The sequence below is a fragment of the Actinoplanes sp. NPDC023936 genome (assembly GCF_040639325.1).
Lineage (GTDB): Bacteria > Actinomycetota > Actinomycetes > Mycobacteriales > Micromonosporaceae > Actinoplanes.
The window spans coordinates 13,049-35,767 of sequence record NZ_JBEZZR010000029.1 but is presented as its reverse complement, the minus strand read 5'-3'; the positions used below and the strand labels follow the sequence as shown (position 1 = coordinate 35,767).

General features: G+C 69.8%; 16 protein-coding genes. 4 read left to right on the top strand and 12 right to left on the bottom strand.

The annotated features are described in order from the left end of the window. Positions 1-94: 94 nt before the first annotated feature. Positions 95-2,530 carry a hypothetical protein gene (locus tag AB0F72_RS29790; RefSeq protein WP_360437794.1) on the top strand — a complete coding sequence of 812 codons (2,436 nt, stop codon included), beginning with the start codon at positions 95-97 and terminating at the stop codon, positions 2,528-2,530. A gap of 578 nt (positions 2,531-3,108) precedes the next feature. Here AB0F72_RS29790 and yicI read toward each other — a convergent pair. The 6 genes from yicI to AB0F72_RS29760 all read right to left on the bottom strand — a co-directional run bounded on the left by yicI (position 3,109) and on the right by AB0F72_RS29760 (position 13,130). Next, positions 3,109-5,361, bottom strand: coding sequence for an alpha-xylosidase (gene yicI, locus AB0F72_RS29785; protein ID WP_360437791.1), 2,253 nt, complete (start codon positions 5,359-5,361; stop codon positions 3,109-3,111). A 19-nt stretch (positions 5,362-5,380) separates the two neighbouring features. Then, positions 5,381-6,268 (bottom strand): carbohydrate ABC transporter permease, encoded by an 888-nt coding sequence (locus AB0F72_RS29780; RefSeq protein ID WP_360437788.1) that lies wholly within the window; start codon positions 6,266-6,268, stop codon positions 5,381-5,383. Next, positions 6,265-7,152, bottom strand: coding sequence for a sugar ABC transporter permease (locus AB0F72_RS29775; RefSeq protein WP_360437785.1), 888 nt, complete (start codon positions 7,150-7,152; stop codon positions 6,265-6,267). Before AB0F72_RS29775 ends, AB0F72_RS29780 begins: the two co-directional genes overlap by 4 nt. 51 nt (positions 7,153-7,203) lie before the next feature. Beyond that, positions 7,204-8,505: an extracellular solute-binding protein gene (locus tag AB0F72_RS29770; RefSeq protein ID WP_360437782.1), complete on the bottom strand. Its 1,302-nt coding sequence runs from the start codon at positions 8,503-8,505 to the stop codon at positions 7,204-7,206. A gap of 175 nt (positions 8,506-8,680) precedes the next feature. Then, positions 8,681-9,697: a LacI family DNA-binding transcriptional regulator gene (locus AB0F72_RS29765; protein WP_360437779.1), complete on the bottom strand. Its 1,017-nt coding sequence runs from the start codon at positions 9,695-9,697 to the stop codon at positions 8,681-8,683. Positions 9,698-10,223: 526 nt separating this feature from the next. Next, on the bottom strand, positions 10,224-13,130 hold the full coding sequence (locus tag AB0F72_RS29760) for a glycoside hydrolase family 3 C-terminal domain-containing protein (RefSeq protein WP_360437776.1): 2,907 nt from the start codon (positions 13,128-13,130) through the stop codon (positions 10,224-10,226). Positions 13,131-13,403: 273 nt separating this feature from the next. Between AB0F72_RS29760 and AB0F72_RS29755 the strand changes: the two genes are divergently transcribed. Continuing rightward, positions 13,404-14,762: an FAD-dependent oxidoreductase gene (locus AB0F72_RS29755; protein ID WP_360437773.1), complete on the top strand. Its 1,359-nt coding sequence runs from the start codon at positions 13,404-13,406 to the stop codon at positions 14,760-14,762. Positions 14,763-14,895: 133 nt separating this feature from the next. Here the strand turns inward: AB0F72_RS29755 and AB0F72_RS29750 are convergent, their stop codons facing one another. From AB0F72_RS29750 to AB0F72_RS29730, 5 genes are all read right to left on the bottom strand, one after another. Continuing rightward, positions 14,896-15,528, bottom strand: coding sequence for a hypothetical protein (locus AB0F72_RS29750; RefSeq protein WP_360437770.1), 633 nt, complete (start codon positions 15,526-15,528; stop codon positions 14,896-14,898). A gap of 63 nt (positions 15,529-15,591) precedes the next feature. Further along, a complete protein-coding gene (locus tag AB0F72_RS29745) occupies positions 15,592-16,326 on the bottom strand; it encodes a trypsin-like serine protease (RefSeq protein ID WP_360437767.1) in 735 nt (244 codons plus the stop codon). A gap of 99 nt (positions 16,327-16,425) precedes the next feature. Continuing rightward, entirely contained in the window at positions 16,426-17,583 is a 1,158-nt protein-coding gene (locus AB0F72_RS29740) for an acyl-CoA dehydrogenase family protein (protein WP_360437764.1), read from the bottom strand. Positions 17,584-17,595: 12 nt separating this feature from the next. After that, the gene (gene fabG, locus AB0F72_RS29735) at positions 17,596-18,351 is read right to left on the bottom strand and encodes a 3-oxoacyl-ACP reductase FabG (RefSeq protein WP_360437999.1); all 756 of its coding nucleotides are present in this window, start codon (positions 18,349-18,351) and stop codon (positions 17,596-17,598) included. 5 nt (positions 18,352-18,356) lie between these two features. Continuing rightward, the gene (locus AB0F72_RS29730) at positions 18,357-19,505 is read right to left on the bottom strand and encodes an acyl-CoA dehydrogenase family protein (RefSeq protein ID WP_360437761.1); all 1,149 of its coding nucleotides are present in this window, start codon (positions 19,503-19,505) and stop codon (positions 18,357-18,359) included. A 94-nt stretch (positions 19,506-19,599) separates the two neighbouring features. Here AB0F72_RS29730 and AB0F72_RS29725 point away from each other — a divergent pair, with 94 nt between their 5' ends. Then, the gene (locus AB0F72_RS29725) at positions 19,600-20,223 is read left to right on the top strand and encodes a TetR family transcriptional regulator (RefSeq protein ID WP_360437758.1); all 624 of its coding nucleotides are present in this window, start codon (positions 19,600-19,602) and stop codon (positions 20,221-20,223) included. On the opposite strand, the gene AB0F72_RS29720 is transcribed toward AB0F72_RS29725, so the two are convergent. Beyond that, entirely contained in the window at positions 20,220-21,218 is a 999-nt protein-coding gene (locus tag AB0F72_RS29720; protein WP_360437755.1) for an LLM class flavin-dependent oxidoreductase, read from the bottom strand. The genes AB0F72_RS29725 and AB0F72_RS29720 overlap by 4 nt on opposite strands. Positions 21,219-21,319: 101 nt before the next feature. On the opposite strand from AB0F72_RS29720, the gene AB0F72_RS29715 reads away from it, so the two are divergent. Further along, positions 21,320-22,210 (top strand): L,D-transpeptidase family protein, encoded by an 891-nt coding sequence (locus AB0F72_RS29715; RefSeq protein WP_360437751.1) that lies wholly within the window; start codon positions 21,320-21,322, stop codon positions 22,208-22,210. The last annotated feature ends 509 nt before the right edge of the window (positions 22,211-22,719 follow it).

Below are 22,719 nucleotides of genomic sequence, written 5' to 3'. Positions count from 1 at the left end.
CGGTCCCTCAGTTATCTGGACGCCGTCCGGCTGCTCGGCGGCACGGACAGCAAGGTCGTCACCGCCATCGAGAAGAGCGGAGCTGCGCCGGCCGGTGGTGGAGTCCGGCGACATACCCGAGGGACTCGACGTGCCCTGGCTGGAGGACGCCTATCTCCCGCACCGCTACCGGGTGGCCGACGTGCAGCCCTCCACCCGGGTCAGCGACGAGTCCTGGTGGGACGGCGTCCCGATCCGGGACGACCTGCCGGACTTCCTGATCGGCCACCTCACCAATCCACACGCGATCCGCGCTCCCCTGCTCGTCCTCGGCCAGCCGGGGTCCGGCAAGTCGGTGCTCACCAAGGTGCTCGCCGCCCGCCTGCCGGCCGCCGACTTCCTGCCGATCCGGGTCGTGCTGCGGGACACCCCGGCCACCGAAGACCTGCAAACCCAGATTGAGTACGGGATACGCCAGGCCACCGGAGAACGCGTCGAATGGCCCGCCCTGTCCCGCAGCGCCGGCGACGCCATGCCGGTGATCCTGCTGGACGGTTTCGACGAGCTGCTGCAGGCCGCCGGGGTGAGCCAGACCGACTACCTGAACCGGATCGCCATGTTCCAGCGTCGCGAGGCCGAACAGCACCGTCCGGTCGCGATCGTCGTGACCAGCCGGACCGCTGTCGCCGACCGGGCCCGTCCCCCGGCCGGAACCGTCGCGCTGCGCCTGGAGCCGTTCGACGACCAGCAGGTCACCACCTGGCTGAGCATCTGGAACACCGTCAACGCCGGCAACTTCGCCGCCCGGCGGATCACACCCCTGAGCGCGGCGACCGCCCTGGCCCACCGCGCCCTCGCCGAGCAGCCGCTGTTGCTGCTGATGCTGGCCCTCTACGACGCGGACGGCAACGCCCTGCAGCGCCGGGGCGGCGACCTGCGCGCCCACGAACTCTACGAGCAACTGCTCCGCAGCTTCGCCGTTCGCGAGATCGCCAAACTCCGCCCTGGGCTGCCGGACCGGGACCTGACCGCCGCCGTCGAGAACGAGCTGCGCCGCCTGTCCGTGGTCGCGTTCGCGATGTTCAACCGTGCCGCTCAATGGGTGACCGAGAGCGATCTGGAGGCGGACCTCACGGCGCTGCCCATCTGCGGCCCGGCGCGGCCCGCGCCGGACACCGGGCTGCGTGTCGCGCTGAGCGCCGCCGAGCTGACGCTCGGCCGGTTCTTCTTCATCCATCAGGCGCGGGCCGGGCGCGACGAGACCCGATTGCAGACGTACGAGTTCCTGCACGCCACCTTCGGCGAATTCCTGGTAGCCCGTCTGACCGTCCAGGTGCTGCGCGACATGGCCGCGAAGGAGCAGGCGTCGACGCTGTCGTTCGACGGCGGCCAGGCCGAGGACGACCTGCTGCGGGCGCTGCTTTCGTTCCAGCCGCTCAGCATCCGCGCGCCGATCCTGGACTTCCTGTCCGAGATGCTGGTGCCCGCCCGGCCCGGTCCCCTCCCCGACCTGCTGATCCGCCTGTTCCGCGGCGTCCACCACACCACGCCCGGGCCGCGGTTCGCCGAGTACCGGCCGCAGTCCCTGGGCGAGCCGGCCCGGTACGCCGCGTACCGCGCCAACCTTCTGCTCCTGATCCTCACCTCGGCCGGAGAGGCCCGGGCGAGCGAGCTGTTCGGGACGTCGGCCCCCGTCGAGGCGTGGCACCGCCTGGTCCTGCTGTGGCGCTCCCAGCTGTCCACCGACGGATGGAACACGCTGGTTCTCACGCTGCTGCTGGAACGTCTGCGCACCGGTGACGACCGGGATGTGCGGCTGACTCTCCAGGCCGAGTGGGCACCGCAGGAGATCGACCTGAAATGGACCTTCGACTTCGAGGCCGACAACGCCAGCGGATACCTGGAGTACCGCGAGGAGTTCCTGCGCCGCGGCGCCTACCTGCAGTGCGACCCCGGCGCCGACGTCATGCACCATGCCATGGCGCCCGTGTTCGAGACCCTGCCGGGGAGCGTCGGCGGCTTCTACCGGGTGCCCGGCGAACCCGCCGAGTCGCTCGCCCTGTTGCTGCACCGGTTGTGGGTGAGCCCATCGAAAGGCACCTACCTGATGTACGCCGCCCGGGCCGCGAAGAAGGAGCCCCGGTTCGGCGCCATGCTGCTCGAACGCCTCACCGTCGACCGCCAGGTGAAACCGGAGCTGGCCGTGCGGGTGCTGGCGCCGTTCCGGGAGACGGTGAGCCTGGCGCCGGAGATCTGCCGCTGTGCGCTCGCGTTCCTCGGCCGGGGCAGCCGCGAGGCCGACGAGGAACTGTCCAGCCTCGTCCGGCTCTACTTCCGCGCGGCCCCCGCCACTCTCGACGCCGTGCTGGCCGCCGATGCCCTGTGCCGCCTGCATGAGCTGGGTCTGCCGGTCCCCACCGTGCCGGAGGTCCGCAGCCGCGAAGCGCTCGACGACCTGATCACCCGCGTCGCCCGCCAGCGGCCCGACCTCGTCCCCCGCCTGAACGCCCTCTGGGCCGACCCGAGCGCGACAGACCACTCCCCTCCGTGACGGCGGGACCGCCCCGCCGCCACCCCGGATGCCGGCATCCGTGGCGACGCGCGAATCGCGTGTCGCTGCAGGCGGAAACACACGCAAGCCCGCGCAGGCGTGGATCAGGACGCACGCAGCGCGGATCGGCGTGGGCGAGGCCGCACGCAGCGTGGACCGGCGTAGACCAGGTCGCACGCAGCGTGGACCGGCGCGGATCAGGGCGCACGCAAGCGTGGACCGGCGCGGATCAGGGCGCACGCAAACGTGGATCGGCGCGGGTCAGGTCGGACGGTAGCCGTCCGTGTGCCGACGTCTTTGCCCTGGCACGGGTGAGGACACACGGACCTGTTGCGTGTGCCCTCACCCGTGCTCACTCGGCCGATCGTGGACGGTTCGCGGGGGGGCCGGGGGCCAGGGGGCCGAGGGGCCGAGGGGCCGAGGGCCGAGGGGCCGGGGCCGAGGGCCGAGGGGCCGGGGGCCGAGGGGCCGGGGGCGCCGAGGGGCCGGGGCCGAGGGCCGGGCGAGCGGTGGCTCCCCCGAGCACCGGTCCCCGCGACGACCGGCGGCGTCTCGGGGCGCCGCCGGTCGTGGGGCTGTCACTCGGTGGTGAGGGTGCAGGTGTCCTGGTCAGCGGGGATCTCCGTGACCGTGGAACCCAGCTGCACGTTCCAGGGCAGGGCTGCTCCGGAGCGGGTGATCGTCAGTGTTCTGCTTTGCCCCGTGATGGTGAAGGTGGTGGTCGCTCCTTCCGGGCCGGGTACCGCGACTGACCCCGTACCCTCGGCAATTGGCTCGAAGAGCCGCAGTGTCACGCCGTCGCGGTAGTCGTAGTCGGGACGGTCGACGCGGGCGCCGATCGGGATGACCGCGCCGGGGCGGACCAGCAGGGGGACGCTGTCGAACCCGTGTGTCTCGGTGACCCAGCGCGGGCCTTCGACGACCTCGCCGGTGCGGAGGCTGGTCCAGCGGCCGGCCGGGACGTAGTAGCGGACCTCGCCGGACGTGCTGAAGACCGGGGCGACCAGCAGGTCGGGGCCGAGCAGATATTGACGGTCGAGGTAGGCGGTGGCCGGGTCGTCCGGGAACCCGAGGACCATCGGGCGCATCACCGGCAGGCCGGTCTCGTGCGCCTCGCGGGCCGCGGTGAACAGGTACGGCATGAGGCTGTACTTCAGGTGCGTGAAGGTCCGCAGGACGTCCGACGACTCCTCGTCGAAGTTCCACGGCACCCGGTACGAGGTGCTGCCGTGCAACCGGCTGTGCGAGGACAGCAGACCGAACGCGATCCACCGCTTGAACACCGCCGGATCCGGCATGCCCTCGAAGCCGCCGATGTCGTGGCTCCAGAAACCGAACCCGGACGACATCAGCGAAAGGCCGCCGCGCAGGCTCTCCGCCATCGACTCGTAGGTGCTGGAGTTGTCGCCGCCCCAGTGCACCGGGAACTGCTGGCCGCCGACCGTGGCCGAGCGGGCGAAGAGCACCGCTTCACCCTCGCCCTTGACCTCCCGGAGCACGTCGAAGACGACCTTGTTGTAGAGCTGGGTGTAGTAGTTGTGCATCCGTTCCGGGTCGGAGCCGTCGTGCCACACCACATCGGTGGGGACGCGCTCCCCGAAGTCGGATTTGAAGGCGTCGACGCCCATATGAGCGAGATTCCGGAGCTTGTCGGCGTACCACGCGCACGCCGCCGGATTGGTGAAGTCGACCAGGCCCATCCCGGCCTGCCACAGGTCCCACTGGAACACGTCACCGTTGGCACGCCGCACCAGGAAGCCCCGCGACCGGGCCTCGGCGAACAGCGGGGACCGCTGCGCGATGTACGGGTTGATCCAGAGGCACACCTTGAGCCCCCGGCCGGCCAGCCGCTTGAGCATGCCCGGCGGGTCCGGGAAGGTCCGGGTGTCCCACTCGAAGTCGCACCAGGAGAACTCGCGCATCCAGAACGTGTCGAAGTGGAACACGCTCAGCGGCAGGTCGCGCTCGGCCATCCCGTCGATGAACTTGTTCACCGTGTCCTCGTCGTACGAGGTGGTGAACGACGTGCTCAGCCAGAGCCCGAACGACCAGGCCGGCGGCAGCGCGGGGCGGCCGGTCAGCGCGGTGTACTTGCGGATCACGTCGGCCGGCGTCGGCCCGTGGATGACCAGGTACGACAGGCTCTGCCCGGCGACGCTGAACTGGGTGCGGGACACCATCTCCGAGGCGACCTCGAAGGAGACCTTGCCGGGGTGGTCGACGAGGACGCCGTAGCCGCCGGTGGTGAAGTAGAACGGGACGTTCTTGTACGCCTGCTCGCTGCTGGTGCCGCCGTCCTCGTTCCAGACGTCGATGCTCTGACCGTTCTTGACCAGCGGCCCGAAGCGCTCGCCGAGCCCGTAGACGGTCTCCCCCACGCCGAGGTCCAGCTGCTCGTGGACGTAGGAACGGCCGTCGGCGGTGTCGACGACGCCCATGCCCTTCCAGCCGCTGCCGGTGATCCGTTTGCCGTCGGCCAGGAAGTCGAGTCCCCACTCCTCGCCGTCCCGGAACCGGGCGGTCAGGGCGCCCGAGGTGAGCGAGACAGCGTCGACAGCCGGGTCGACCGGAGACGATTCCACCGAAAAATTCGGATATTTCTCCACGCCGCCCTGGAAGTGGTCGATGGTCACCCGGATGACGTCCGGCGCCGGCGCGGTGAGCGTGACAGTGATCAGCGGCGCGTTCAGGGTGTCACCGCGCTGCCGGACCGGCCTGACCGCGGCATAGACGGTGAGCGAGTCCGGAGCGGCCGAGCTGTCCAGGTAGTGCGCGGGGTGCAGCACGGTCAGGCCGTCCCGCTTGCGCCAATAGCCGTCGGTGAACTTCATGCGTGTCCTTTGCAAACGATCATTTGATGGCGCCGGCGGCGATGCCGCGCGTGAGGGTCCGCTGGAAGAGGAGGAAGAAGAGCATCGCGGGCAGGATGCCGATCAGCGCGGAGGCGCTGGTCGTGGTGGCGTCCATCATCCGGTCGCCCTGGAGCACGCCGAGCGCGACCGGGACGGTCTGGTTGTCGTTGGAGATCAGGAAGATCAGCGGCAGGAAGAACTCGTTCCACGTCCAGATGAAGAAGAACGTGAAGAGCACCGCGAGGGTCGGCCGGCTGACCGGGACGACGACCCGCCACAGCGTCCGCCACCGGCCGGCGCCGTCGATCGATGCGGCTTCCAGCAGCTCGCGCGGGAACTCCGAGTAGACCGAGGTGAGCAGGTAGGTTCCGAACGCGCTCTGGATCACCGTGAAGATGATGATGATCGAGATGAGGTTGTCGTAGAGGCCGATCTCCTTCCCGATGTAGTACAGCGGGTAGACCAGGACCTCCTGCGGCAGCAGGTTCGCGACCAGGAAGAACACCAGGAACCAGACGCGGCCCTTCACCCGGCCGATACCGAGGGCGTAGGCGTTCAGGATGCTCAGCACCACGCCGAGGACCGCGACGGTCAGGCTGGTGATGAAGCTGTTCCAGAGCTTCTGACCGAAATTGACCCGGTTCCAGAAGTCGACGACGCCGTCCCAGTAGAGGTGGGTCGGAATCGACAGCGGCCCGCTTCCGGCGTATTCCGCCGGGCTCTTCACCGCGTTGATCGCCACCACGAGGAGCGGTCCGACCATGAGCAGGAGCAGGACCACGAGGGCGGCGAGCACGCCGAATCGCACCGGGTTGCGGTGCTTGGCCGCCTTCGGCGACCCCTTCTCGATGGTACGGGTGTCAGCCGGCGTGGCAACGACAGTCACTTCGACTCCTCCGCCCTGTGCTGGAGCCGCAGGAAGACGAACGCGAGCACGATGATCAGCACGGTCAGCACCGTGGAGATCGCCGACCCGTACCCGACCTGGGCTTTCTCGAAGAAGTTCTTGTAGGCGAAGTAGGACGGGACCAGTGTCGCGTTGCTCGGGCCGCCCCGGGTCAGCACGAAGACCTGCCCGAAGATCTTCAGGGCCGCGATCGTCGTCGTGATCATGACGACGTAGAACTCGGGCCGGATCATGTAGACGGTGATCCGGCGGAAGCGCTGCCACCAGCTCGCGCCGTCCAGATCGGCCGCCTCGTAGAGCTCCGGGTTGATCCGCGACAGGCCGGACATGAACATGACGATCGGGTAGCCGAGCTGGAACCAGATCATCACGGCCATCACGCTGTAGAGCGCGTAGTCCGGGTCGCCGAGCCAGTTGCGGGTGAGCCCGCCCAGGCCGATCGACTCGAAGATCTTGTTGAGGGCGCCGTAATCCGGGTGCAGGATCCAGCCCCAGACGATGCCGGTCACCGCGACCGGCAGCACCTGCGGCAGGTAGTAACCGGAGCGCAGGGCGCCGGCCCAGCGGTCACCGAAGTGCTTCGCGACGTAGTCGAAGAGCACCGCCGCGAGGAAGAGCCCGAGCAGCGTGGGCACCACTGCCATGGCGAGGATGAGCAGCGCGATGTGCCCGAACGACTGCCAGAACAGGGTGTCCGAGAAGAGCCGGGTGTAGTTGTCGAAGCCGACCCAGCGGGGACTGCCCACACCGGTCCACTTGGTGAAGCTGACATAGACCGTCATGACCAGCGGCACGACGATCACCGCGAGCGAGGCGATCACGCCGGGGATCAGGTAGATCGCGTAGCCGCGATTCCGTTGCATGGCCGTTCCTTCCGCGAGGCGGGCGGTGGTCACCCACCGCCCGCGACTCACTCATTTGCCCAGGTCAGCCAGGTTCTCCTGGTACGGCTTGGCGATCTCGTCGAGGAACGCGTCGGGCGTCTTCGAGCCGTTGATCAGGCCCTGCACACCGGCGACGAGCACGTCGTAGTAGCCGGGCGCCGGCCAGTCCGGGTAGAACGCGAGACCGTCGCCGGTCGAGATCTTGTTGAACGTCTCGACCAGTTCCCTGTTCTTCGGATCGGTGATCTGCGACGGGTCGGCCGCGACCGGGACACCGCCCGAGTTGCCGAGCAGGGCCTGCACCTCCGGCGACATGGTGATGTCGATGAAGTCGTACGCCAGGGCCTTGGCCTTGCTCTTCTCCGGCACCACCCAGAGGTTGCCGCTCGAACCCGGGTGCAGGGTGTTGCCAGGGAAGAGGAAGCTGCCCCACTCGAAGTTCTTGATCTCCTCGCCGAACCGGCCGTACCACCAGCTGCCCGAGATCAGGATCGGGAACTTGCCCTGGGTGAACGAGACACCCATGTCCTCGGCCTTGATCCCGGCCGAGTCCTTGCTGATGTACCCCTTGCTCACCCAGTCGGCGAACGTCTGCGCGCCGTAGGTGAGCTGCGGCCCCTTGAAGTCGACAGTGTTCTTGTAGAGCTGGTAGTCGTCGACGAACGCCCGGTCCGACTTGGCCAGCGCCAGCTCGTAGAAGATCTGCTGGGCCGGGTACTCGGCGCCGCCGACCGCGAGCGGGGTCATCTTGTTCTCAACGAACGTGTCCATCACCTGGGTGAACTCGTCCAGGGTGGTCGGCACGGCGAGCTTGTACTTGTCGAACAGGTCCTTGTTGTAATAGACCATGACGTACTCGCCGTAATTGGGCACGCCGTAGAAGTTGCCGCTGCCCATGATGCCGTCTTCGTCGTACTTGGCGGTGGTCTGCAGGCTCGGGCTGAGCTTCTTGTCCCACCCGCGCGAGGTGGCCTCCTCACTCAGGTCGGTGAGCAGGCCCTGCTTGGAGAGCAGGCCGGCGGTCGCGTTGCCCTTGTTGTACTCCATGATGTCCGGCGCGCTGTCCGAGTTGAGGATCATCTGGGCGTTCTGCTGGATCTGCTCGAAGCCCTTCTCCTCGAACTTCACCTCGACGCCGGGGTGGCTGGACTTGAAGATCTCGATCGCCTTGTTCCAGGCGATCCCCATGGCGCTGGTGGGACCCTCGTAGTGCCAGAGGGTCAGGGTCTTCGCGTCGGCGCCCTCGTCCGCGTCGTCACCGCCGCCGCCGCACGCGGCCAGGGTCAGGGACGTTGCGAGCAGCAGGGCGACAGCGGCTCGTGATCTGAACACGGGTCCTCCCAGGGGGACTGGGTTCTCGGGTTTCAGGGGGTCTTCGGGGTTTCAGGGGTTTCCGGGGTTCCGGCACGGGGTCTCCGGCAGGCTGTCGAAGCGCTTCGACGGCGAGGCGTCGAAACGCTTCGACAACGGCCTTGCGGGAGACGCTAGGGAACGAGCGCCATTCATGTCAACGGTGTGACGGGGAGATTTCCCGGCAGCTCCGGCGCTCCACGAGACGGGGCGCGAGCAGGCGTGTGTACTCCACCGTGCGGCCGTCGAGCAACCGCATCGCGGTCTCCACGGCCAGCGTGCCCACGTCGTGAGCGGGGATGTCGATCGATGTGAGGTCGACCGGCATGCTGACCGCCACGTCCTGCGGGCAGATCGCCACGATCGAGATGTCCTCCGGGACCCGGCGGCCGCTCGCGTGCAGCAGATCGAGGAGCGGGCGCAGCGCCTCCTCGTTGTGCACCACGAGCGCGGTCAGGTCCGGCAGCTGGGCGTCGATGTCGGCCAGCGCGTCCCGGACACCGGCCGCGCCCGGCTCGCAGGGATGCGTGACAGTGCGCAGATCCAGCGTCGCCGACGCCTCCAGGAACCCGCTCAGGAACCGGTCCGCGTACGTCGTCTGCCGCTTGTAGACCGCCGGCGACGGGCCGACCAGGCCGATCCGCCGGTGGCCGTGCCCGGCCAGGTGCTCCAGCGCCAGCCGGGCCGCCGCCGCGAAGTCCAGGTCCACACAGGCGATCCCGGTGTGGTCGGCGGGCAGCCCGATCAGCACCGACGGCTGCTTGAGCCGGCGCAACGCCGGAATCCGCAGGTCGTCGCGTTCCAGATCCATCAGTATCAACGCGTCCACCATCGTGCTGTGCGCGACGCGTTCCAGCCCGGCGGTGCCCTCGTCCTTGGTCAGCAGCAGCACGTCGTGGTTGTGCGCGCGGGCCGCTGTCACCACCGCCGTAGCGAACTGCATGATCACCGGCACGTTGACGTCCACCCGCAGCGGCGCTACCAGCGCGAGCACGTTGGTCTTGCTGCTGGCCAGCGCACGGGCGCCGGCATGCGGGTGGAAGCCGAGCTCGGCGATGGCGGCCTGGACCCGGGCGCGGGTCTCGGCCGAGATCGGGCGGCGGCCACTCAGAACGTACGACACCGTGCTGGGCGAGACCCCGGCTGCCCGGGCGACGTCGTTGATCGTCGGCACTGCGCCTCCCCAAGTCGCCCGGTCTTTACCCAAGACCGCTCCCCTCGTCGAATCCTACTGATACGCCCCGCGCAGGGACTTCCGGTGCGGAGCGCGGCCCATTCCCGCGTGTGGAGTTCGGGTGCGGAGCGCGCCCCTGTTCCACACGCAGGCGCTGGACCCTCCCCGCGTGCGGAGTTCAGGTGCGGAGCGCGCCCCTGTTCCACACGCAGGCGCTGGACCCTCCCCGCGTGTGGAATTCGGGTGCGGAGCGCGCCCCTGTTCCACACGCAGGCGCTGGACCCTCCCCGCGTGTGGAGTTCAGGTGCGGAGCGCGCCCCTGTTCCACACGCAGGCGCTGGACCCTCCCCCCGTGTGGAATTCAGGTGCGAAACGCGCCCCTGTTCCACACGCAGGCGCTGGACCCTCCCCGCGTGTGGAATTCAGGTGCGGAGCGCGCCCCTGTTCCACACGCAGGCGCTGGACCCTCCCCGCGTGCGGAGTTCAGGTGCGGAGCGCGCCTGAAATCCACACGCGGGGTCGGGGGTCAGTTGATGCTGAACGTTGCGAGCCGCAAGCCCGGGCTGGGCAGCAGGTAGACGTCGTGACGGCCGGTCACCGGGGTCAGCGGCGCGGTCGTCGACGCGTACCGGTACATGCCGCCGGTGTCACTCACCCTGGCCGTGCCCAGCAGGCGCCCGGAGGGCGAACCCAGCCGGACCTCGACGGCGCCGGCGCCGGAAGCACGGACCGTGAGGGTCCGCCCGCCGCGGAGCGCGGCGTCCTCGAACGCGATCCAGTCGCCGGCCGCGCTCGCGCCCACGACAGTGCCACGTTCCTTGGTCTCGTCAAGAAGCCGGACGCCGCTGTAATCGTCGAACGTCTCCGCCCGCGTCCTATCAGTGAGGGATCGTGCCGGGATCGTCTCGCCCCGCACCGCGAGCGTGGCCCGCGCCCGGATGTCGCTCGACGACGAGCCGAGGAGGATGTCGTGCACCGAGTTCTCGACCACCCAGCGCTGCCGGGTGATGTCCCAGCGGGCCAGATCGTTCCGGTCCAGTTCCAGGGTGACCGTCGTCGACCGGCCGGGCGCGAGGTGCACCTTCCGGAAACCGCGCAGCTGCTTCTCCGGCGTGACGTCGCGCGAGGTCCGCTGATGGGTGTAAAGCTGAACGACCTCGTCGCCGGCCCGGGCGCCGGTGTTGGTGACCGTCACGCTGACCCGGCCGTTCTTCACCGATGGCGTGCCATACCGGAATTTGGTGTACGAGAGACCGTGGCCGAACGGATAGAGCGGCTTCTCGTCGCTGTAGAGATAGGTCTGCTCGGTCTTGATGATGTCGTACTGGTTGAGGTCGGCCGGCAACTGGCTCTCCGAGCGCGGCCAGGTCTGGGTGAGCCGGCCCGACGGGTTGACCGCGCCGTAAAGCACGTCGGCGACCGCGTGCCCGGTCTCGGCGCCGGCATGGGTGGTCCAGAGGATGCCGGGCACGTGCCGCTGCGCCCAGGTGACCGACTGGGGGTAACTGCTCTGCAGCACCACCACGGTGTTCGGGTTGGCCTTGCGGACCGCTCTGATCAGGTCTTCCTGCCGGGCGCCGAGGCCGAGCGACGTGCGGTCGTGTGCCTCGCGGCCGGCGACGAACGGGTCGGTGCCCACGACGACCACCGCGGTCCGGCTCCTCCGCGCCGCGTCCGCGGCCTCCCGGACGCCGTCCTTGATCACCGTCTTGCCGAACCGGGCCGCGCCCGCCGCGTCCGCCGCGCCGAGGGTGAGGTTGCCGTCGGCGCCCACCGTGACATAGGTGTTCGCGCCGAACCAGGACTCCTGCGTCTCGTAACCGGCGTAACGCAGCACGACCGTGCCGTCCGGCTGCTCCTCGACCTTGAACTGCTGCTGGACGTACCAGCCGGTCGGGTCGTCCTCCGCGGTGACGAACGGCCCCCAGCTGTACCCGAGCAGCTTGCCGTTGGCGACGCTGCGCAGCGTGGACACGCCGTCGCCCCAGTCCACGCTGTCGAACTGGGCGGCCGTGGTGGCCGTCGTCGTTCCGAGGCCGGCCGGGCCGCCGGTGGCGGTGAGGTAACGGCCGGTCGTGACCTCCTTCAACGCGATCCGGTCGGCGCCGGCACTCGTGGTGACGGTCTTCGCCCGTTCCCGGATGCCGTCGAGGACCGTCACCTCGTACGGGAGCTGTCCCCCGTACCAATCGCTGTAAAGCTTGTCGGCGAGTGGGCCGACCACCGCGACGTCACCGCCCGGCTCGATCGGCAGCGCGCCGTCGTTCTTCAGGAGCACCGCGGCCTCGGCGGCGGTCTCGCGGGCCAGGGCGCGGTGCGCCGGGCTGTCGATCACGTCCGGGGTGATGTCCGCGTGCGGACCGCCGTCCGGGTCGAACTCGCCGAGCCGGAAACGGATGCTCAGCGCGTTGCCGACCGACTCGTCGATCTCCGCCTCGGTGAGCAGCCCCCGCTGGAGCGCCTCGTTGATCGCGGTCACGGTCGGCGCGGCGTTCGTGTCGTTGACCGTGAAACTGTCCAGGCCGGCCTTGAGGATCGCGGCGTCCGCCTCCGCCTGGGTCGCGAAATACGCCTGCGAGCCGGTCAGGTTGGTCGGCGCCCAGGCGTCGCTGACGTTGTAAAGGCGCCGGTCGGACCAGTCCCGGACGATCGTCTCCAGGTCCGGGTCCACGGTCGCGGGCCGCCCGTTGATCAGGTTGTAGGAAGCCATCACGCCGGTGGCGGCCTCGTTCTGCAGAACTGCCTTGAAGGGCGCCCGGTCGTACTCGTTGAGCACCCGCTGCGGCACGTTCGACGAGGTCACGTCGCGTTTCGTCTCATTGTTGTACGCGGCGTAGTGCTTCACCGTCGGCGCGGTCTTGAGGTGGTCCGGGTCGGGGCCTTGCAAGCCCTGTCCGTACGCCGTGGCTACCGCGCCGGACAGCAGCGGGTCCTCGGAGTACCCCTCCTCGTTGCGTCCCCAGCGCGGGTCGCGGAGCAGGTTGACGACCGGCACCCAGGTGTTGAGTCCCCAGACGACCGGGTCCTGCGCGTGGAAGCCGCGCAGCTCGTCGCCGACCGCCGAGCCGACCCGTTGCAGCAGCTCCGGGTCCCAGGTGCTGGCCAGGCCGACCGCCTGCGGGAAGACGGTGGCCGTGGCGTCGATCTTCGCGCCGTTCTGGGTGTAACTGTTCGACCAGGCCACCCCGTGCAGCGCCTCGGTGCCGGACTTGAACACGCCGAGACCGAGCCGTGGGATGGCGGGCTGGTACTGGTGCAGCAGGGAGATCTTCTCGTCGAGGGTGAGCCGGCCGACCAGGTCGTCGACGCGGGTCTCCAGCGGCAGGGCGGGATCGCGGAAGGGGTAGTGGGGATCGGCTGCCAGGGCGGGGCCGGGTGCCAGGGGCACTGCCAGCAGGGCTGCGGCGAGCAGGGCGAGGCCGCGTTTTCGCATGAGGGTCTCCGTCGTGGGAAGGCATGGCGAGAGGGCGCTTCGAGGGGTTCGCCGGGGTGTCGGGTTCCGGCGTCGGCTTGAGGCTTCCGGCGTCCGGCATCGAAGCGCTTCGACGATGGCGCTGCGCGAGGGGACGATGGGTTTGGTTGCGGTGGGGTCACCATAGATCCCGGCTGATGCGAGAGGCAACCGGTACCGGCAGCTTTCCGGAAATCCATCGGTAACACAGCGCCGGCGGCGTACCGCCTCGCGGGCGCGGGGCAGAATGGACCGGTGCGACTGATCGTCATCGGTGGTGATGCGGCGGGGATGTCGGCGGCGTCGCAGGCCCGGAAACGGCGTGGACCCGGCGAGCTGGAGATCCTCGCGTTCGAGCGGGGGGACTTCACGTCGTACTCGGCGTGCGGTATCCCGTACTGGGTCGGCGGCATGGTCGACGGGCCGGACGCGCTGATCGCCCGCGACCCGGCGGCTTTCCAGGACAGCGGCATCGACGTGCGCACCGGCCATGAGGTGACCGGAATTGATCTGGCCGCGCGGCGGGTGACGGTGCGGACCGCGGACCGGGAGTTCACCGAGGGGTTCGACGAACTGGTCTACGCGGCCGGCGCGGTGCCGACCCGTCCGTCCTGGGCCGCCGGTGACATCGCGGGCGTCTTCGGCGTGCAGACGCTCGGCGACGGCGCGGCCGTGCAGGAGTGGCTGGAGCGGACGCGGCCGCGGACGGCGGTGGTGATCGGCGCCGGGTACATCGGCGTGGAGATGGCCGAGGCCCTGGTCCGGCGCGACCTCAAGGTGACATTGGTCGAACAGTCACCGCAGCCCATGTCCACCATCGACCCGGACATGGGCGCGCTCGTCGCGAAGTCCGTCGAGAACCTCGGCGTCGAGCTGCGTACCGGCGTGACGGTCAAGGCCCTCGAGACCGAGAAGGATCAGATCCGAGCGGTGCTCACCGACGCCGGGACGATCCCCGCCGACGTGGTGATCCTCGGTCTCGGCGTCCGCCCGAACACCAAGCTCGCCGAGGCGGCCGGCATCCCGCTCGGCGTCACCGGCGGCCTCGCCACCGACCTGCGCCAGCGGGTGATCGGCCCGAGGGGGACCGTCGAGGGCGTCTGGGCGGCCGGTGACTGCACGCAGGTGCTCAACCGGGTGAGCGGCCGCCAGGTGCACGTCCCGCTCGGCACGCACGCGAACAAGCAGGGCCGGGTCGCCGGGATCAACCTCGGTGGCGGGTACGCCACGTTCCCCGGCATCGTCGGCACCGGCATCACCAAGATCTGCGACCTGGAGGTGGCCCGCACCGGGCTGTCCTCGAAGGAGGCGGAAGCCGCCGGTTTCCGATACGTGACCGCCACGGTGGAATCGACGAACCGGGCCGGCTACATGCCCGGCGCCGTCCCGATGACCGTGAAAGTGATCGCGGAGAAGGACAGCGGCCTGCTGCTCGGCGCCCAGATCGTCGGCAAGGCCGAGGCGGCCAAGCGGATCGACGCGTTCGCGGTGGCCGTGTGGAACCGGATGACGGTGACCGAGATGACGGCGCTCGACCTGGGTTACGCGCCGCCCTACGCCCCCGTCTGGGACCCGGTCCTGATCGCCGCCCGCAAAGCCGACGAGGCCCTTTAGCCGCCCTGCCCGTTCCCCGCCCGCTCCCGCGCCGCGCCCAGGGGCTTCCCGCTAGCGATCTTGGCGAGCTGCACACATACGGCTGGCAATTCGCCAAGATCGGCGAGACCCCGGGGCTACGGGTACGGGCTGGTCACGCCGGGTGAGTGGTGAGGTGGGCCAGAACCACCGGGGTCTCCTGACCGCTCCAGCACGCGGTCAGCACGCCGTCGTCGGTCGGGTCCACGACGATCAGCGGGAGCCGGTTCACGTGCAGGGTGAGCGGGCCCGTGGTGATCACAGTGGGGTCGCCGTCGGTGTGCCCGGTGATCGGGCCGGCCGGCGGGACCTGGGCGCCGCTGCCGGTCAGCGTGAGGTCGGTCTCCCGGGTGACCCGACCGCCGTCGACCTCGATCTCCTCGACGGCCGCGCCGCCGCCCGAGCGGATCACCTCGACCAGCGCGGCGACGTAGACCGGGTCGCCGGTGGCGTCGTAGACCCAGCGGGTGCCGAGGACCGAGTGCTCGCAGGTGCCGATCAGGTGCTTCTCGGCGCCGTCCAGGGGGGCGCCGCGGTAGGTCAGCGGCACGTGCAGGACGGGCCCGTCGCCGGAGCGGACCAGCAGGGTCTCGATGCCGACCGCACCGTCCGGGTCGTCGAAGCGGGCGCCGGCCACCCGGGTCAGGTCCGCACCGATCGGCCCGTCCTGCCAGGGCCGGCCGGGCAGCCAGGCGGTGAGCAACTCGAGTTTCGACGGGGTGATCGTTGCCTTGTGCAGGAGTGCCATGAACGGCAGCGTATCGGCACCGGGCCGGCGCGGTCTGCCGCACCGGCCCGGTTCGCCGCAGGCTCAGGCGGGAAGCCCGCCGACCTGCGTGTTCACCCAGGTACGGATGGACGGCAGGTCACCGTAGATGGACGGCGCGGTGGCGCAGACCGAGCTGTTGTTGCCGGCCCGGCTGGTCACGCCGATCAGTGCCCAGCGGCCGCTGACCTGACGCACCTGCGGCCCACCGGAGTCGCCGTAGCAGGCGCCGGCGTTGCCGTTGGTGTTGTTGGTGCAGATCTCGTACGCGGCGTTGATGCCGGAGCACCGGCTGTCCGCCACGATCGACGTGTTCAGCTCGTTGGCGACGAGCGGGGTGGAGCCGCAGCCGCGCTGCGGGCAGGTCTGCCCCCAGCCGATGATCCGGGTGGCGGTGCCGACCGCGCCGGACGCCGTCGGGATCGGCGCCGGCGCGTAGGTCACCGAGGATCCGAGCTGGAGCAGCTTGACGTCGATCCGGGGGTGGTTGACGGCCCGGACGACGGAGACGACAGTGCCGCCGCTGCTCCGGTTGACGCTTCCCACCCGTACCGAAGAGGGTGTCGGGCAGTGTTTGGCGGTGACCGCCCAGTTGGCCTTGATCAGGGAACCGGTGCAACCGGAGACGTAGACCATGAAGGAGTAGTTCTCGCTGGCGGGCTGGCCGCCGACGACCAGCGGGCCGACGGTCGGATCGTCGGCGCTCGCCGCCGTGGCGGGTCCGAACAGACCGACCACGGCGACGGCGACAGCGAGGAGCACCCGGGGAACGAGGCGCATCGAAGGTCCTTTCTGCCTGGAGGAGGGACGACCCGACCCTAGACAGAAAGTGATGACCGTCGATACATCCCAAGCGGGGCCTATCGCCGGGGGGATGAGCTAGAGGCCCATGTCCTTCGCGATGATCATCTTCATCACCTCGGAGGTGCCGCCGTAGATCCGGTTGACCCGGTTGTCGGCGTAGAGGCGGGCGATCGGGTACTCGTTGATGAAGCCGTACCCGCCGTGCAGCTGCAGGCAGCGGTCGATCACCCGGTGCGCCACCTCGGTGCAGAACAGCTTCGCCGACGCGGCCTCGGCGGCGGTCAGCTCACCCGCGTCGAGCGCCTCCAGGGCCCGGTCGGCCACCGCCTGCGCGGCGTCCACCTCGGCCTGGCAGGCGGCCAGCTCGAACTTGGTGTTCTGGAACGTGGCGACCGGCTGGCCGAAGACCTTGCGCTCCTGCACGTACTGCTTGGCGAACCGGACGGCCGCCGCGGCCTGGGCGTACGCGCCGTAGGCGATCGAGAGTCGCTCCTTCGGCAGGTTCTTGCCGAGGTACGAGAAGCCCTTGTTCTCCTCGCCGAGCAGGTCCTCGACCGGCACCTTGACGTCGACGAAGGCGAGCTCGGCGGTGTCCGACGTGCGCAGGCCCAGCTTGTCCAGCTTGCGGCCGACCGAGTACCCGGGCGCCTTGGTGTCCACGACCAGCAGCGAGATGCCGAAACGGCGGTCGTCCGGTCTGGCCGGCGAGGTCCGGGCGCAGACGATCACCTTGTCGGCGTTCACGCCACCGGTGATGAAGGTCTTCGCGCCGTTCAGCACGTAGTGCGTGCCGTCCTCGGACAGCTTGGCGGTCGTGCTCATGCCGGCCAGGTCGCTGCCGGTGCCGGGCTCGGTCATGGCGATCGCGTACATGCTGTCGCCGCTGACGAAGTCCGGCAGCCAGCGCCGCTTCTGCTCCTCGGTGCCGAGATCCATCAGGTACGGCAGGCAGAGCGCGACGTGCGCCCCGGACGCCCCGAACGAGACACCGGCACGGGTCGTCTCCTCGGTCTGGATGGCGGCGAACTTGAACGAGTCGATGCCGGCGCCGCCGTACTCCTCCGGCACCTCGATGCCGAAGAGGCCCAGCTCGGCGAGCTTCTTGTAGAGCTCGCGGGGAACCTCGCCGGCCACGAACCACTGGTCGTAGTACGGAGCCACCTCGGCCTCGATGAACGTCCGCAGCGTCTGCCGGAACGCCTCGTGGTCCTCGTTGAAAACTGTGCGACGCATAAGGATCCCCTACTAGAGACGGCGTCCGCCGTCGACGTAAATGGTCTGACCGGTGATGAAGGACGCGGCGTCGCTGGCCAGGAAGGCAACGACGGAGGCGATGTCGGAGGGCTGGCCGACCCGGCGCAGCGGCGTGATCTCGGCGGCCTTGGCCTGCATGTCGGAGGCGGAGACACCGACCCGGGCCGCTGTCGCGTCGGTCATCTCGGTGACGATGAAACCGGGCGCCACCGCGTTCACGTTGATCCCGAACGGGCCGAGCTCCATCGCCAGGGTCCGGGTCAGTCCCTGGATCCCGGCCTTGGCCGCAGCGTAGTTCGCCTGTCCGCGGTTGCCCAGTGCGGACACGCTCGACGTGTTGACGATCTTGCCGGAGCGCTGGGGCACCATGTGGCGCTGCGCCGCCCGGCTGCACAGGAACGCGCCGCGCAGGTGCACGCTCATCACGATGTCCCAGTCCGACGAGGACATCTTGTGCAGCAGGTTGTCGCGCAGGACCCCGGCGTTGTTGACCAGAACGTCGACGCTGCCCAGTTCGGCGGCGACCTTGTCGACGACCGAGTCGACCTGGGCCTCGTCGGACACATCGCAGCCGTACGCCACGGCCGTGCCGCCGCCGTCGCGAATGGCGGCGACCACCTCCTCGCAGGCACCGGCGTCGAGGTCGAGGACGGCGACCGCCGCCCCCTCGGATGCGAACTGCCGCGCGGTGGCCGCGCCGATACCCCGCGCGGCGCCGGTGACGATGGCTACCCGACTCACAACGATCTCCCTCAGAACGCGCTGATACCGGTCAGCGCACGGCCGATGAGCAGTTTCTGGATCTGGCTGGTGCCTTCGTAGAGCGTGGTGACGCGGGCGTCGCGCATGGCCTTGCCGACCGGGAACTCGTCGACGTAGCCGTACCCGCCGAACACCTGGATGGCCTGGTTGGCGGCTTTCACGGCGGACTCGGTGGCGAACAGCTTGGCCATCGACGCCTCGGTGCCGAACGTGCGGCCCCGGTCGACCAGGTCGGCGGCCCGCCACACCAGCAGCCGGGCCGCGTCGGTCTCCACGGCCATGTCCGCGAGCATCTCCTGGACCAGCTGGTACGAGGCGATCGGCTTGCCGAACTGGGTGCGCTCCTGCGCGTAGGCGACGGCCGCCTCCAGGCAGCCCCGGGCCAGGCCGACCGATCCGGACGCGACGGCGATCCGCCCCTTGTCCAGGGCCGACATCGCGATCTTGAAGCCGCCGCCCTCCCGGCCGAGGCGGTTCGCGTCGCTCACCCGTACCCCATCGAAATTGATCTCGGCCGTCGCCTGGCCGCGCAGGCCGAGCTTCCCCTTGATCTCGCGCCGGGTCAGGCCCGGCGCGTCGGCGGGAACCAGGAAGGCGGTGATCCCTTTCGGTCCAGGGCCTCCGGTACGGGCGAAGACCAGCACCACGCCGGCCCACGTGCCGTTCGTAATGAAGATCTTCTCGCCGGTGATCAGCCAGTCGTCGCCGTCGCGCACCGCCCGGGTGGTCAGCGACCCGGCGTCGGAGCCGGTGCCGGGCTCGGTGAGACCGAAACAGCCCAGCGTCTCCCCGGCGCACATGCCGGGCAGCCAGTGCCGTTTCTGCGAGTCCGTTCCGTGGGCCTGGATGCTCTTCGCGACCAGGCCGAGCGAGACCGAGACGATGCCGCGAACCGAGGTGTCGCCGCGACCGAGCTCCTCCATCATCAGGATGTAGGAGAGGAAGTCGCCGCCCGAGCCGCCGAACTCCTCGGCGATCCCGAGACCGAGAAAGCCCAGATCGGCGAGCTTTCCGACGATCTTCAGATCGACCTGCTCGGCACGATCCCACTCGGTGACGTGCGGGACGATCTCGCGATCCACCCAGTCGCGGGCGAGGTCGCGGAACTGTTCCTGCTCCTGGGTCAGACCGAGGTCCACGACGCCTCCCGGAAATACAGTAAAACTAACGCTGTCAGGTTTCTGGACGGGTGCTAACTTAACACCGTTAGGCAGCTTCGCGAAAGGACCTCATATGCCCCGGCCGACCACTCCCCTGCTGAGCCAGGCCGGCATCCGGGCGGCCGCGCTCGAGATCATCGACCGGGACGGCCTGGACGGGCTGAGCATGCGCAAGCTGGCCACCGCGCTCGGAGTGAGCGCGCCGGCGCTCTACTTCCACTATCCGACGAAGGAGCAACTGCTCGACGACGTCGCCGGCGAGATCATGGAAAAGGTGGAGACCAGCGCGTTCGCGGACGGCTGGCGGGAAGGCCTGCTCGGATGGGCGCGCTCCTACCGCGCGGCGCTCGCCGAGCACCCGAACATCGTGCCGTTCCTGGCACAAGGCCCCGGCCAGCGCGACGCCTCGCTGCGCCGGGCCGACGCGGTGCACGGCGGGCTGGTCGCCGCCGGCTGGCCGGCCCGCGAGGCCACGATGATCGGCGCCTCGACGAAATACCTGGTGGTGGGCGCGGCGATGGGCTCGTTCTCGCGCGGCTTCGTCGACGACGTGCAGGTCTACCTCGATCGCTACCCGGCGCTCGTGGACGCGCACCGGCTGCGCGAGCACGCCGACACGGTCGACCGGGACAGTTTCGAGTTCGCCCTCACCGTGTTCGTGGACGGCCTGGCGGCGCGCCTCTCCCGGATGCGTTAACTCGCGGGCTTCCAGCCGAGCGCCGGGCCCAGGCTCTGGGCCATATCGGTCAAGATCTGCACGTAGTCCTCGTGCTCGAAGGTGAACGGCAACGCGAACGCCACCTCGTCGATCTCCCGGAACGCGACGTGCGCTTCGAGCGATTCCGCGATCTGGGCGGAGGGCCCGACCAGGTCGGGCGCGAACATCATCCGGGCCGGTCCCTGCGGCGCTCGGGTACGGGGGAAGCGCTTCGCGGCATAGGCGGCGTACCGGGCCCGCTGCTCCGGCGTCGCGCTGTCGGTCGGGATCACCACGAGCCCCTGTGACACCCGCGCCTTGTCACCGTCCGGATGCGCCGCCCGGAACGCGCGGACGTGCGACAGCTGGATTTCCGCGAAGTTCGTCTCGTCGCCTTCGGCCTTCACCACGCTGCTGGTCAGGAAGTTCATGCCGTGCTCACCGGCCCACTGCGCGGACCGCAGGCTGCCACCGCCGTACCAGAGGCGGGACGCGAGACCCGGCGAGTGCGGCTGCACCCGGTTCGAGAACTGCTCGAAGCCGACCGTCCCCGCGAAGTCGGTGACCGGCTCACCGCTGACACACGCGAGGAACCTCTCCGCCCGTGCATAGCTGAAGTCCTCGTCGATCCCCGGGTAGAGCGCGTCCTTCACGGTCTCGTAGTTCATCGGCGGCCCCACGCTGATCCCCGGATTGAGCCGGCCGCCGGAGAGCAGGTCGACAGTGGCCAGGTCCTCGGCGAGGCGCAGCGGGTTCTCCCAGCCGAGCGGGGTGACAGCGGTGCCCAGCTCGATCCGGCTGGTCCGCTGGGTCGCGGCGGCCAGGACGGCGACCGGCGAGGAGATGCCGAACTGCAGGTGCCGGTGGCGCAGCCAGGCGCTGTCGAAACCGAGGCGCTCCCCGAGCTCGATGATCTCAAGGGTCGACTCGTGGCCCCGGCGCGGATCGGCCTCGTCGAACAGCCCGATCGTGAGGAATCCCAGCTTGCGCAGCATGCCTGCACCCTATCCCCGGCATTCCCCGTCGCGCAGGTAGGAGTTACCAGGATTACTGCCGCACCCGGACGGGTGATCTGCGGTACCGCTACCCTGGTCGGATGCCGAGCGACCCGTATGCTGCGCAGCCGCCGAGCCGGAACCGCCGGTACCTGCTGGTTCTGCTGGTGGCCGCGCTGCTCGTCGGCCTCGGCGCGGCTGTCGCGCTGGCCCGCGGCCGAGACGCCGACCCGGTCGCCAGCACCTGGGTGAGCCCGTCCGGCGCCCCCTCCCCCGCCTCGTCGCCCAGTGTCGCGGCCACACCGCCGACGGCCGCCGACCCGCCCGCTGATCTGCCCGTGATCAGCTATGCGGACGGTCCGGACGGGCTGCCCGAGGACCCCGGCGCCAGCACCCTCGAGGTGCCGTCCGAGGCGTTGCGCCCGGCGAAGAAGATGGCGCTCTACGACGCGCCCGGCGGCGAACCCCGCGCCTACCTGCCGAAAAAGATCAGTGGCCTGCCAACCGTCGCGCCGATCGTCGCCCGCGACAACGGCTGGGTCGCGGTGCTCGCCCCCTCGTCCAACCGGCGCATCGGCTGGGTGCCCGCGGAGGGCTGGGAACCGGAGCCGCTGCGCGACCACATCGTCGTCGACCTCAGCGAGCACCGGCTCACCTGGCTGCGCGAGGGCGCCGAGCAGCGGTCGTGGACGGTCTCGGTCGGCTCCGATGCCACGCCGACCCCGCTCGGGCGGACCTTCGTGATGGGTACGACCACGACGGACGGCGCCATCTACGAGGGGCTCGACGCGCTGGTGCTGGGAACCGTCCCGGAGAAGAAGGAGAACCTCGCGGCGTCACTGCGCGGCGCGCACACCGCGATCCACGCCTGGTCGAGGAAGAGCGCCTTCGGCCGCAGCGTCTCGAACGGCTGCGTCCGCATGCCGGCGGCGGCTCAGAAAGCCCTGCTCCAGCAGATCGACCCCGGCACCCCGGTCCTGGTCGTCGCCTGACCACCCGCCGCCGGTCGAGCGGCCCGTTCGAGCCCTCCCGTTCGAGCCCTCCCGTTCGAGCCCTCCCGTTCGAGCACCGCGGGGCGGTCGCCGGTGCGTGTGGGATTCGGGCGCGCTCCGCACCTGAAACCCACACACAGGCAGGGTTGTCGCGAAGCGTGCGGTTCGGGCGGGCCGAGCCGTAGCGCAGGCAGGCTATTCGGCCGGATGACATGCGTCCGCTACGGCTCGCGCCCGCCGGCCGTAGCTCAGACATGCGATCACGCCCGGATAGCATGCGCCAGCTACGGCTCGCGCGACCCAGCCGTAGCGCAAGCAGGTTATCCGGCCCGATGACCGGCGTCGGCTACGGCTCGGGAAGGCGACGAGCGCGGAGAACCTGCGTCGGCTACGGCTCGCGGAAGGCGACGAGCCCGGAGAACCTGCGTCGGCTACGGCTCGCGGAAGGCGACGAGCCCGGAGAACCTGCGTCGGCTACGGCTCGCGGAAGGCGACGAGCCCGGAGAACC